Source organism: Methylocystis sp. sgz306128 (genome assembly GCF_056032725.1).
This window is the reverse complement of the sequence record NZ_JBVYWO010000001.1, coordinates 42,540-55,397: the sequence shown is the minus strand read 5'-3', so window position 1 is coordinate 55,397 and position 12,858 is coordinate 42,540. Positions and strand designations below refer to the sequence as shown.

The following is a 12,858-nucleotide window of genomic DNA, read 5'->3' as shown; positions in this document are numbered from 1 at the left end:
TGCTCAAGCCTTGTGGCGGGCGGCGCGGCCAAAGACAACGACAGGTCTGGCGTGACGGAAAAACAAGCAGGGCCACAGACAGGATCGCGCGATCACTTCGCCCAGCAGCGGCAGAAAGCCTTCAATGAGGCCGCGGCCCACAGCCGCCTCGTCAGATGGCTGAAAATTTCACTGCCTCTGTTCTCTCTTGCAGCGATTGTGACGTGGATCGTCATTGCCTTCTTCAACCCTTTCCGGCATCTGCCCGGCGAGATCGCCGCCAGCGGCTACCGGCTTGACGGCACACATATCGTGATGGAGCAGCCGCGTCTCTCGGGCTACCACAAAAACGGCCAGCCCTATCGCCTCAAGGCCGTCAGCGCCCGGCAGGACCTCAAGATCCAGAATATTGTTGACCTGACCGAAATGCAGGGGTCGCTGGGCATGGATGACGGCAGCTCGACGCAGTTCAGCGCGCGCACAGCCACATTTGACAATCTCAAACAGACCATGATCATGCATGGAGATGTTGAGATCAAAAGCGACAAGGCCTATGTATTGAAGATGGACAATGCCACGATCAATTTCAGCGCAGGCTCGCTCGTTGCGAATGAACCCGTGACCATGACATTCAAAAATGGCACTGTACTTGCAGATTCGCTCAATATTTCGGACAGTGGCAAGATGATCAGCTTTAAGGGCCATGTAAGAAGCCAGTTCACGACTGAACCGGACGCAACCCGCCCGCTGGAAGGGCCCGCACAATGAATTTGCCCGGACATCGCGCCCTGAGGCGCCGCCTTCCGCTTGCCGCTGCGGCTTTGTTCTGTCTCTCCGGCGCGGGCTTTGCGGCCGAAAAGCCGGCGCTGATCCCCGGCGGCAATTCCAAGGAGCCGGTTTCTATCGAAGCCGACAAGCTCGACTATTTCGACCGCGACCAGAAAGCCATCTACACCGGCAACGTTGTGGCCAAACAGGGCGACAGCACACTCACTTGCTCCGTCCTGAACATCTTCATTGAAAAAAACGGCGGCGGCGCGCCATCGGCACCGACGGAAAGCAGCCAGATCAAGCGGATGGAAGCTGATGGCCCGGTCAAGGTGACGCAGAAAGACCAGATCGGCATGGGTGACCACGGCACCTATGACAAAGCCGAAAGCAAGCTTTATCTTATCGGCCATGTCACGCTGATGCAGGGCAAGAACATCACCACCGGCGAGAAGCTCGTCTATGATCTCAACACCGGGCAGGCTCAGGTGATCGGCGGACGCGTCAAGGGCGTATTCGTACCCGGTTCCGGCGGCAAAACCCAGAGCCAGTAGGATCGCAGCGCCTGATGACGGTTTTCGCATTGCCCGCACCCGCGAATATGACATCCGGCGCAAACCGGCTGGCGGACCTGTGGCAAAAGCTGCGGCCCCGGCAGAGCGGCTCGGGTGCGGCTTCGGAGGCCATGGTCGAACATCGGCCCTCGCATGGCTCGGAGCGGGACAACTTTGGCGAGAATACGCTCGGCGTGCATCATCTTGGCAAGACCTACGGCGCCCGGCAGGTGGTCAAGGACGTGAGCCTGTATCTGCGCCGGGGCGAGGCCGTGGGGCTTCTGGGGCCCAACGGCGCCGGCAAGACCACCTGTTTTTATATGATCACCGGCCTGATCAAGCCGGACAAAGGCACGATCGAACTCGATGGCCACGATGTCACCGCGCTGCCAATGTACCGGCGCGCCCGACTCGGCATCGGCTATCTGCCGCAGGAGGCATCGATTTTTCGAGGCCTCACCGTCGAGCAGAACATCAACGCCATTCTGGAAATGACCGAACCAGACCCCGACCGGCGCGCTGCAGAGCTTGATTCGCTGCTCGATGAATTTGAAATCAGAAAATTGCGCACCTCGCCCGCCATCGCGCTTTCGGGCGGCGAGCGCCGCCGCTGCGAAATAGCCCGGGCGCTCGCCGGTCATCCGAGCTTCGTGCTGCTGGACGAGCCGTTTGCCGGCATTGACCCCATTGCCGTCGGCGACATCCGCACGCTGGTACGCCATCTCACGGCGCGCGGCATCGGCGTGCTGATCACCGATCATAATGTGCGCGAGACCCTCGGCCTGATCGACCGCGGCTACATCATTTCCTCCGGCCACGTGCTGACCGAGGGCAGCCCGGACGAGATCGTCGGCAACCCCGACGTGAGGCGCCTCTATCTGGGCGAAGATTTCCGGCTCTGACCGGGCCTCTCCAGTTCCGCACAAGCCTCGACGGCTTTCTCAAGCAAGAATCATTCCAGCCTGTCGCCTTTCCGGATAGCTATGCTATAAGCGGGCTGTAAATGTCGTGTATCGGATCATAAATGTCGCTTTCTCCCAAGCTCGTTCTGCGTCAGGGTCAGTCGCTGGTGATGACTCCGCAATTGCTGCAAGCCATAAAGCTGCTGCAGTTTTCCGCGCAGGAACTCACGGCCTTCATCGAGGAAGAGCTGGAGCGCAATCCGCTGCTGGAGCGGCACGACCCCCAGCCAGAGGGGCCAGCGCAGCTTCCGGGTGAAATCGGTACTCCGCCTGCCGACGATGCCCGCCGTGAAGGCGACTGGAGCGGCGATGAAATGGCCGTCAGCCAGAGCGGCATCGAACAGGATTTCGGCACCGATCTTTCCAGCGATTTCGACCGCGACCCGGGCGATGCGCCGTCCATGCCGGATTATGGCCTGGCGCAGGGTAGTTGGTCAGGCAGCGGCGCGCCATCCGAAGAGGCGCCGGATCTTGAGGCTTATGTTGCGGCGCAGACAAGCCTGCAGGATCATCTTATGGCACAGGTCACCGAAAAGGATCCTGTTCAGCGCCTGATCATCGGCATGATCATCGACGAACTCGACGAGAGCGGCTACTGGCGCGGCTCGATCGACGATCTCGCGGCAAAATTATCCTGCCCGCCGGATCGCGTTGCGCTGGCTTTGGCCTGTGTGCAATCGCTTGATCCGACCGGGATCGGCGCGCGTGATCTGGCCGAATGCCTGGCGCTGCAGCTCAAGGAGCGCAACCGCTTCGACCCCGCGATCGCCGCCCTGCTCGATAATCTCGAATTGCTGGCAAAAAAGAATTTCCAGACGCTGCGCAAGCTCTGCGGCGTGGATCAGGACGATCTCAACGACATGATCCGCGAGATCCGCCGGCTTGAGCCCAAACCGGGGCGCGCCTTCGGCGCAGCGCCCGTGCAACTGGCCATTCCCGATGTGTTCATCCTCGCCGAGCCCGAGGGCAGCTGGCGGGTGGAGCTGAATTCAGATGCCCTGCCGCGGGTTCTCGTCAACCAGAGCTATTATGCCCGCATAGCCCGCCGCCAGCCTTCGGGTGCGGACAGGATTTTCGTTTCGCAGTGCCTGCAAACCGCGAATTGGCTGACCAAAAGCCTCGAGCAGCGCGCGCGCACCATTCTCAAGGTCGCCAGCGAGATTGCCCGCCAGCAAGACGCCTTTTTCGCGCATGGCGTGGAACATCTGCGTCCGCTCAACCTGAAGACCGTCGCCGACGCCATCGGCATGCATGAATCAACGGTTTCCCGCGTGACATCGAACAAATTCATCTCCTGCGCGCGCGGCCTGTTCGAAATGAAATATTTTTTTACCGCCTCGATCAGCGCCAATACCGGCGCCGATCAGCATTCTGCGGAGGCAGTCCGCTTCAAGATCAGGCAGCTGATCGAGGCGGAAAAACCCGACGAAATTCTGTCCGACGACATGCTGGTGCAAAAGCTGAAGGCGATGAATATCGATATAGCACGGCGCACCGTAGCCAAATACCGGGAGAGCCTGCGCATTGCTTCCTCGTCCGAGCGCCGCCGGGAGAAAATGGCTGGCGGCCTTTGACGTCCTCAAAAGCCGCGTCAATTCAAGATATTGTTATTATAAGAAAATTTTGCGCACGTGCCGACGTTTGGCGCGAAGGCTGCGCCAGCGAATCGTTAAAGTTATGTGGATTTTACACTGCGCCGGACGCGGCGGCATTGACGAAAAGACCTTCCAGCCGTAGTTCAACTGTGTTAACCTGTGCTTCCTGCGGTGAATGAGAAACTCCTGTCCATTCCCGTGAGCGAACGCAAAAAAGAAAGGACCGCGCGACCCATGACTTTGCGCGTTTCAGGCAAGAATATCGACATCGGCGAAGCCCTGCGCCACCACGTCATCGAGAAGATCAGCCAGATTACAGCCAAGCATTTTGACGGAAAGGTCGCCGGACACGTGACCTTGACTCCGGAAGGATCAGGTTTTCGCGCTGATTGCACCCTCCACCTTGCCTCCGGCATGACTCTGCAGGCGGATGGCTTGGCCCATGAGGTCTATGCCTCCTTCGACCGCGCGGCAGAGCGCATTGAAAAGCGTTTGCGACGGTATAAGCAGCGATTGCGCGATCATCACCCCAACGGCGCGGCGAACGGCGAAGCCGGAACGATGATGGCGAGCTATGTCATCGAAGCCCCGAGCGACGAGGCCGAGGAGATTGCCGATTTCAACCCCGTGATCATTGCTGAAAGCGCGCGGCAGCTGAAGGTTCTCTCCGTTTCCGCGGCAGTGACCGAGCTGGATTTCAGCGGTGCGCCGGTTGTTGTCTTCCGCCATGCTGGAAACGGCCGCGTCAATGTTGTATATCGCCGACGCGACAACAATATTGGCTGGATCGATCCTCCGTCAACCTGACATAGCGCATCCATGCCGGATGTGCTTTTGCTCCGGCATGGTTCTTGCGTGAATGGACTGACCATTCGAGTTTAGAGATAGAAATGCCCCTCAGCGACCTGATCACACGCGAGTCGATCCTGCCTTCTCTCAAGGCAGTGAATAAAAAGCAGGCATTGCAGGAAATGAGCGAGCGGGCCGAACTGGTTTCGGGCATAGCCGCGCGCGAAATTTTTGATGCATTGCTGCAGCGCGAGCGCCTCGGCTCGACCGGCATCGGCAATGGCATTGCCATTCCTCATGGCAAGCTGGTCAATTGTCAGCGCATTTTCGGCCTTTTCGCGCGGTTCGAGCGCGCCATCGATTTTGAATCGCTCGACGGCGCGCCCGTCGATCTGGCCTTCATGCTGATCGCGCCCGAACATGCAGGCGCCGATCATCTCAAGGCGCTGGCGCGGATCGCCCGCGTTCTGCGTGATCCCGGCATGACAGGCCGCCTGCGCGCAACACGGGACGCCGATGGGCTTTATGCCCTTCTCACGCAGGTGGAAACGTCTCATGCAGCCTGAACGGCACAACTAAATTGCCGTTCACGCAAAAATGAACACGAAAAATTAAATTAAATTACTTTTAATCAAGGCTGTTTTTTGCTGAAACAAGCCTATGAAACCGATTTCCTCTGCCTCGGTGAACCCATCTGCCGCGCCATGGCCTGCGCGTGCCTTCGCCTGGCCATTTGGCAGATCGAGTCTGCGGTGGCGGATCAAGTTTCAGCGCAGTGATTTTCGTCTCGCCCTGCTCGCAGCTTTCTCCGGCGCGCTGGCCGGGGTCTGCGTCAGCGTCATGTCGGAAATCGTACGCTTTATCCACCATCTGATATTTCAGGTGAATTCCTTTACCGGCATCAGCGGCGCGGTGCATATCAACCCCCTGCTGGTCTTTCTGGGCCCGGCGCTGGGCGGCGTGGTGATCGGGCTGTTCATTCTGGCGCAGGCGCACTGGCGCAAGCGCAGTCCCGTCGACCCGATCGAAGCAAACGCCCTGCATGGCGGACGCATGTCGCTGGTCGACAGCACCCTGCTCGCCCTGCACAATGTGCTCTCGAACGGGTTCGGCGCGTCCGTCGGGCTGGAGGCCGGCTATTCGCAGATCGGCGCCGGTCTGGCGTCGCGGATCGGACAATGGATGAGCCTGCGCCGGGGCGATCTGCGCATCATGGTGGGATGCGGCGCGGCCGGCGCTATAGCCGCCGCCTTCGATGCCCCTCTCGCCGGGGCCGCCTATGCCTTTGAACTCGTCATCGGCGTCTATACGATCACGGCGCTGGCGCCGGTGGCTCTGGCCGCCTTCATCGGCAATTATGTGGCGCAGAACCTGTATCATCCGCCCTTCGTCGTTGCGATCAACGTTCAGAACGTCAGCCCGCAGGATTACGGCTCCGGCATCCTGCTTGGCATCCTGTGCGCCGGGGCCGGCATCGCCGTGATGCGCCTTGTCACCTATGTCGAGGAAGCCATCCGGCAACCCTGGCTGCCCGCCGTCCTGCGCCCGGTTCTGGGCGGCTGCGTGGTCGGCAGTCTCGGGCAGGTTTCGCCGCAAATTCTCTCCGCTGGCCATGGCGCCCTGCATATTCTGAGCCATATCGACCAGAGCTGGAAAATGCTGCTGGTGATTTTCCTGCTGAAATGCCTCGCTTCAGCCGTCTCGATCGGCACGGGTTTTCGCGGCGGTCTGTTCTTCGCCTCGCTGTTTCTGGGCGGCGTGCTCGGCAAGCTTTTCGCGCTGGGGCTGGGCGGCCTGGCGCTGATGACGGACAGCAATACGTCTCTGTTCATCATAGCCGGCATGTCGGCCATGGCCGCGGCCGTGATCGGCGCGCCGCTGACCATGATCCTGCTGGCGCTGGAAGTGACGGGCGCAACCAATATCACCGGCATGGTGATGCTGACCGTGGTCACGGCCTCGCTCACAGCCCGCACCTTCTTCGGCTATTCCTTCGCGACCTGGCGCTTTCATCTGCGCGGCGAAACCATCCGCAGCGCGCAGGATATCGGCTGGATACGCTCACTCACTGTCGCCAGCATGATGTGGCGCGATATACCGCAGATAAGCCAGGCGACGCCGCTGAGCCGCCTGCGGCAGGACTATCCGCTGGGCTCGCACCGGCATCTGATCGTCGTCGATGCCGATCAGAACTATATCGGCCTGCTGGATGTGGCGCGGGCGCATTCGGCCGAACTCGACGAACTCAACGATGTGCTGGTTGTCGACGATCTTGCCGAAACCAGACATGATTTTCTGCTGCCCGACATGAATGCCCGCGAAGCGGCGCTGGCCTTTGACCGCGCCAATACCGACGTGCTCGCCGTCGTCGGCAGCGCGCAAGCTCCGCGTGTGCAGGGCATTCTGTCAGAGACCTCGATGCTGCGCCGCTATTCGGCCGAACTGGAGCGCAACCGGCGCGAGGCGCTGGGCGAAGTCTGACGCATGTCCCGTTGGCCGCTGGCTGAACTGGCCGCCGTTCAGGACCGCATGAGGCGGGCGGCGCGCGCTGCCTCGCCGTTGAGCGGATTGGCAGGGTCCCAGCCATAATTCAGGGTTTCGAACCGCAGCGACAGCAGGTCAATCAGCAGGAGTTTGCCCACAAGCCCCAGATCGCCGGGACGAAATCCGCCGAGAATTTCCCGCACGACCTCCAGCGCCATCATCGAGCCAACCATGCCGGTCAGCGCGCCCAGCACTCCGGCTTCAACACAGGCTGGCACCATGCCCTCCGGCGGCGGCTCAGGAAAAAGACAGCGATAGGTCGGGTTTGGTGCGCCGTCGCTGGTCTCGTAAGGCTTGAGCGTTGTTATCGACGCGTCGTAAGGACCGACCGCCGCCGTCACCAGACAGCGCCCTTCGTGAAAGCAGGCATCGGAAACTGCGTATCGGGTGGCAAAATTGTCCGATCCGTCGGCGATAATATCGAATCCGCGCACCATCTCGCGCGCATTGCCTTCGTCAAGGCGCGGCAGAAGCTCTATTGCGACATGCGGGTTGAGCCGGAGCAGCGCATCGCGCGCGCTCTCGCCCTTCGGGCGGCCTATATCCGGAGTGCCGTGCAAAACCTGCCGCTGCAAATTGGAGAGGGACACTGTGTCGTCATCGGCAATGGCCAGCGTGCCGACGCCCGCTGCGGCAAGATAGAGCAGGAGCGGACTGCCGAGCCCACCCGCACCAATGACGAGCACACGCGCCGTCTTGAGCTTGTTCTGCCCCGGGCCGCCGACGCCGGCCAGCACGATGTGCCGGGCATAACGCTCCGTTTCCTCAGCCGTGAGGCTCATGTCCGTCCACCCTTCCGTCAGGCAAAATAATAGTGTGCATTTGGCCTCAATCAGAACAAAGTTCAACCAGACCCTAACAAAAAAGCGCATTGAACAGGATTTGCCGCTACATGCACCCTTCTCATGCGCCGCAGGATCGGGTAGGCCATTGGCCGAACATTCAAAGGATCAAGTCGTGACGCGGACCTATTTTCTGCTGACCCTGACATTGACGCTGATCACGGCGCTCGTTTTCGTTCTGCTCCCTGATCTGGACCTGCATGTCGCCGCCTATTTTCATGATCCGCATATCGGCTTTACCGGGGCCACGCCGGCAGGACGCATTGCGCGTGATGTTTTTGCCGACATGCCCTTCATCGTGCCGGGCGTGATGCTGATCGCCTATATATTGAAACGACGCGGCTGGAATGTGCCCGCCGCACCCAGCGGCAGATCGATGGTCTTTCTGGTGCTGTCCTTCGCCCTGAGCACGGGCGTGCTGGTCAATCTGATCATGAAGGATCATCTGCATCGCCCGCGCCCCGTGCAGGTAAAGGAATTCGGCGGCCCGTGGACTTTCCGCGAATTCTACCAGTTTGACGGCCAGTGCCCGCGCAATTGCTCCTTCCCCTCGGGCGAGGCTTCCGCCGCCTTCTGGCTTGTGGCGCCCGCCGTTCTGGCCCCCATGCCCTATAAACCGCTGGCTGTCGGCGCGGCGCTGGTTTTCGGCGCAGCGACCGGCCTGCTGCGCATGGCGTTTGGCGGCCATTTCCTTTCGGATGTGATTTTTGGCGGCCTTCTGACGATTCTCGCCATTTTCGGCGTCTATCATTGGATTTTCCGCCGGGAAAAGCGATGAAACGCCGCTTGCCTTCATTTTGCGTCCCGCTATAGTCCGCGCCAAATTCAACTTACCGAGTATATCCATGTCCTCTTCAAAAAAAGACATCAAGCGCGTCGTCCTTGCCTATTCCGGCGGTCTGGATACGTCCATCATCCTGAAATGGCTGCAGACCACCTATGGCTGCGAGGTGGTGACCTTCACCGCCGATCTCGGTCAGGGCGAGGAACTAGAACCTGCACGCCAGAAGGCGCTGCTGCTGGGCATCAAGCCGGAGCACATTTTCATCGAGGACGTGCGCGAGGAATTTGTCCGCGATTATGTCTTCCCGATGTTCCGCGCCAATGCGGTCTATGAAGGGCTCTACCTGCTTGGCACCTCCATCGCCCGCCCGCTGATTGCCAAGAAGCAGATCGAGATCGCCCGCAAGGTTGGCGCCGATGCCGTGGCGCATGGCGCAACCGGCAAGGGCAACGATCAGGTGCGCTTCGAACTGGGCTATTATGCGCTCGAGCCCGACATCAAGGTCATCGCACCCTGGCGCGAATGGGACATGCGCTCGCGCGAGGCGCTGATCGCCTTTGCTGAGGCCCATCAGATTCCGATCGCCAAGGACAAGCGCGGCGAAGCGCCGTTCTCGACCGACGCCAACCTGCTGCATGTCTCCTCCGAAGGCAAGGTGCTGGAAGATCCGGCCAATGAAGTGCCGGACTACGTCTATTCGCGCACAATTTCGCCCGAAAATGCCCCAAACACCCCGCAGATCATCACCATCGACTTCGAAAAGGGCGATCCTGTTGCCGTGGACGGCGTGAGCATGTCGCCAGCCACCCTGCTCACCCATCTCAACAAGCTTGGCCATGACCATGCCATAGGCCGCCTCGATCTTGTCGAGAACCGCTTTGTCGGCATGAAATCGCGCGGCATGTATGAAACGCCCGGCGGCACGATCCTGCTCGCCGCCCATCGCGGCATTGAATCGATCACGCTGGATCGCGGCGCAGCTCATCTCAAGGACGAGCTTATGCCCAGATATGCCGAACTGATCTATAACGGCTTCTGGTTCTCGCCGGAGCGCGAAATGCTGCAGGCCGCCATCGACCATTCGCAGGCTATGGTCACGGGCCGCGTGACGCTCAAGCTCTACAAAGGCTCGGCATGGGTGATCGGCCGCACCTCGCCCTATTCGCTCTATGATCAGGATCTGGTGACCTTCGAGGAAGGCGCCGTAGCCTATGACCACCGCGACGCGGCCGGCTTCATCAAGCTCAACGCCCTGCGCCTGCGCACGCTCGGCAAGCGCGACCGGAAGATTGCCAAGGCGAAGAAGTAATTTTAATCGTCATTGCGAAGCGGCTCTGCCGCCCAAGCAACCCATCGATTAAGGCGCGACGCTGCGCATCTGTCTCAATCGTCATGGCCGGATCTGATCCGGCCATCCACGTGGATACGCGGGTCAAGCCTGCGCATGACGCATAGTCCTTGCAAGCGCAGCGAAGCAAACCTTGAACTGGATCGCTTCGCGCTGCTCGCGATGACGACAGAGGAATTTTACCCCGCCAAGGCATCCTTGAGCGCCTGCAGATCCGCTGGCAATTCGCTCTCAAACAGCAGTTCTTCGCCTGTTACGGGATGTTCAAAGCCCAGCACGGCGGCGTGCAGCGCCTGACGCCTGAGTTTTGCAAGCACAGCCTGTGCCGCTTCGGGCAATTTCACTGCCTTGGTTTTGAAACCGGTGCCGTAAATCTGGTCGCCCAGCAGCGGGTGGCCGATATGCGCCATATGCACGCGGATCTGGTGGGTGCGGCCAGTCTCCAGGGCGCAGGTGATGAGGCTGGCGACAGCGTTGCGGGCATCCGGCGCGCCATAGAATTCTTCCAGCTGCCAGTGCGTCACCGCCTCGCGCGCATCCTCATGATGGCGCACGGCCATTTTCTCGCGCATGTGCGGATGGCGGGCCAGCGGCGCATCCACCGTGCCGAAGGGCCGGTCGAGGCCGCCCCAGACAAAGGCGCGATATTCACGGCGCAATGAGCCGGTTCGGCCGTGGTCGGCGAAAAGGTCGGACAGGCCCTGATGCGCGGCATCGTTCTTGGCCACGACCAGCAGGCCGGACGTATCCTTGTCGAGCCGGTGGACGATACCGGGCCGCTTCACTCCGCCGATGCCGGAGAGCGAGGCGCCGCAATGGGCAATCAGCGCATTGACCAGCGTGCCGGTCTCATGTCCCGCCGCGGGATGAACAACCAGACCTGCCGGCTTGTCCAGCACGAGCAGGTGCTCATCCTCATAGACGATATTCAGCGGAATATTCTCGCCTTCCGGCTCAGCGGGCGCCGACGGCGGCACCTCGATGCTGACATGCGCGGCGGCGCCGAATTTATGCGACGGGTCCGCGGCCAGCGCGCCATTGACACGCACATGGCCATTCTGGATGAGGTTTTTCAGCCGCGTCCGCGACAGCACCTCGCCGCGCCCGGCAAAAAATTCGGCCAGAACCTTGTCCAGCCGCTCGGGAGCCTGTCCCTCAGGAATATCAAACTCGAAAAGCCCTTCAGCATTGATGCCGGTGACCTCGGCCCTTGGCAGGCGCTGCGGGCGCAGAACCTCCCCTTCGGAATCATAGCCGCGCGAGTGGGCGGCCTGAGCGCGGCGTTTAGCGTGCTGGTTCATGAGGCTTGGGCATTCCGGTTGTTCATTGCAGCGTTGCCTCTAGCACGGACGGGCCGCGATTGCACTCTTTCCCTTAGTGTTGCGCGCCCGCGCCGAATTGCCTAGAGATGGGCCAACCAGAAAGAGCGGCATGTCAAAAACCAAACCAACGATCGCCATCATCGGCGCGGGGCCGGCGGGGCTCATCGCGGCACAGACTTTGGCGCATGCCCTGCCGCAGGCCGATATTGCCATCTATGACCAGATGCCCTCGCTCGCGCGGAAGTTTCTGCTGGCCGGACGCGGCGGCCTCAACCTCACGCACAGCAGCGCCATGCCGGAATTTCTCGGGGCCTATGGCACAGCCGCTGCGCATCTTGCACCGGCGCTGAAAGCCTTTTCGCCGCAGCAGTTGCAGGACTGGGCGACGGAACTGGGCGAGCCGTGCTTCGCCGGCTCCAGCGGGCGGGTGTTTCCAAAAAGCTTCAAGGCCTCACCATTGCTGCGCGCCTTCGCGCGGCGGCTGGAAAGCCTCGGAGTAAAGTTCTTTCCGCGCCATCGCTGGCAAGGCTGGAAAGACGGCATGCTCGTCTTTGCAACGCCACAAGACGAGAAACATATCGCGGCCGATGCCACCTTGCTGGCGCTGGGCGGCGCAAGCTGGCCGCGCATGGGCTCGGACGCCCGGTGGACAGGCCTGCTCGCCGGCATAGACATAGCGCCCCTGCGCCCCAGCAATTGCGGCTTCGACGTGCGCTGGAGCGCGGATTTTGCCGCGCGATTTGCCGGAACACCGCTGAAATCGCTGCATTTCAGCCATCAAGGGCAGAGCCTGCGCGGCGAGGCCGTCATTGCGGCCTATGGCCTTGAGGGGAGTGCGATCTATGCGCTCTCCGCCGCGCTGCGCGACGATATTGCCGCGCATGGATCGGCCATTCTCCATATTGATCTGCGGCCCGATACGGATAAAACCCGGCTTGCGGCGAAGCTTGGTCCGCTCAAAGGCCAGAGCATGAGCAATATCCTGCGCAAGGCGGGGCTCAGCCCAGTCCATATCGGCCTGCTGCGCGAAATATTCGGCAAGAATCTGCCACAGGGCGCGGACAGTCTCGCCGCCGCCATCAAACATCTGCCGCTGAAACTGGAACGCCCGCGCCCGATCGAGCGTGCCATTTCCACGGCGGGCGGCGTCATGTGGCATGAGCTTGACGCCCATCTCATGCTCCGCAAGCAGCCGGGCGTTTTTCTGGCAGGCGAAATGCTCGATTTCGAGGCACCCACCGGCGGCTATCTGCTGCAGGGCGCATTCAGCACCGGCGTGCTGGCAGCGCGAGGTATGGCGGAGTGGGTACACAAGCATGATTCAGAACGTGCACAACCGGCAAAACCTGTATAAGTTCCCTCTCTGTTCTT

Annotated in this window: 12 protein-coding genes; 10 read left to right on the top strand and 2 right to left on the bottom strand. The window is 60.9% G+C overall.

All coding sequences use genetic code 11. The annotated features are described in order from the left end of the window. The first annotated feature begins 51 nt into the window (after positions 1–51). From lptC to AC0N03_RS00205, 7 genes are all read left to right on the top strand, one after another. Entirely contained in the window at positions 52–747 is a 696-nt protein-coding gene (gene lptC, locus AC0N03_RS00235) for an LPS export ABC transporter periplasmic protein LptC (protein WP_474286351.1), read from the top strand. Next, positions 744–1,301, top strand: coding sequence for an LptA/OstA family protein (locus tag AC0N03_RS00230; RefSeq protein ID WP_474286350.1), 558 nt, complete (start codon positions 744–746; stop codon positions 1,299–1,301). Before lptC ends, AC0N03_RS00230 begins: the two co-directional genes overlap by 4 nt. A 47-nt stretch (positions 1,302–1,348) precedes the next feature. Further along, positions 1,349–2,203, top strand: a complete 855-nt coding sequence (gene lptB, locus AC0N03_RS00225; RefSeq protein WP_474287192.1) for an LPS export ABC transporter ATP-binding protein — start codon at positions 1,349–1,351, stop codon at positions 2,201–2,203. Between the two features lie 122 nt (positions 2,204–2,325). Beyond that, positions 2,326–3,837, top strand: a complete 1,512-nt coding sequence (rpoN, locus tag AC0N03_RS00220) for an RNA polymerase factor sigma-54 (RefSeq protein ID WP_474286349.1) — start codon at positions 2,326–2,328, stop codon at positions 3,835–3,837. Positions 3,838–4,092: 255 nt separating this feature from the next. Continuing rightward, a complete protein-coding gene (gene hpf, locus AC0N03_RS00215) occupies positions 4,093–4,665 on the top strand; it encodes a ribosome hibernation-promoting factor, HPF/YfiA family (protein ID WP_474286348.1) in 573 nt (190 codons plus the stop codon). An 83-nt stretch (positions 4,666–4,748) separates the two neighbouring features. After that, entirely contained in the window at positions 4,749–5,213 is a 465-nt protein-coding gene (ptsN, locus tag AC0N03_RS00210; protein WP_474286347.1) for a PTS IIA-like nitrogen regulatory protein PtsN, read from the top strand. Between the two features lie 94 nt (positions 5,214–5,307). Next, entirely contained in the window at positions 5,308–7,128 is a 1,821-nt protein-coding gene (locus tag AC0N03_RS00205) for a chloride channel protein (protein ID WP_474286346.1), read from the top strand. Between the two features lie 38 nt (positions 7,129–7,166). Here the strand turns inward: AC0N03_RS00205 and AC0N03_RS00200 are convergent, their stop codons facing one another. Beyond that, positions 7,167–7,973 (bottom strand): HesA/MoeB/ThiF family protein, encoded by an 807-nt coding sequence (locus AC0N03_RS00200; protein WP_474286344.1) that lies wholly within the window; start codon positions 7,971–7,973, stop codon positions 7,167–7,169. A 175-nt stretch (positions 7,974–8,148) separates the two neighbouring features. On the opposite strand from AC0N03_RS00200, the gene AC0N03_RS00195 reads away from it, so the two are divergent. Further along, the gene (locus AC0N03_RS00195) at positions 8,149–8,811 is read left to right on the top strand and encodes a phosphatase PAP2 family protein (RefSeq protein WP_474286343.1); all 663 of its coding nucleotides are present in this window, start codon (positions 8,149–8,151) and stop codon (positions 8,809–8,811) included. Between the two features lie 67 nt (positions 8,812–8,878). Further along, the gene (locus AC0N03_RS00190) at positions 8,879–10,126 is read left to right on the top strand and encodes an argininosuccinate synthase (protein ID WP_474286342.1); all 1,248 of its coding nucleotides are present in this window, start codon (positions 8,879–8,881) and stop codon (positions 10,124–10,126) included. A gap of 218 nt (positions 10,127–10,344) precedes the next feature. On the opposite strand, the gene AC0N03_RS00185 is transcribed toward AC0N03_RS00190, so the two are convergent. Next, the gene (locus AC0N03_RS00185; RefSeq protein ID WP_474286341.1) at positions 10,345–11,466 is read right to left on the bottom strand and encodes an RluA family pseudouridine synthase; all 1,122 of its coding nucleotides are present in this window, start codon (positions 11,464–11,466) and stop codon (positions 10,345–10,347) included. A gap of 130 nt (positions 11,467–11,596) precedes the next feature. On the opposite strand from AC0N03_RS00185, the gene AC0N03_RS00180 reads away from it, so the two are divergent. After that, positions 11,597–12,841, top strand: a complete 1,245-nt coding sequence (locus AC0N03_RS00180; protein ID WP_474286340.1) for a TIGR03862 family flavoprotein — start codon at positions 11,597–11,599, stop codon at positions 12,839–12,841. Positions 12,842–12,858: the final 17 nt, after the last annotated feature.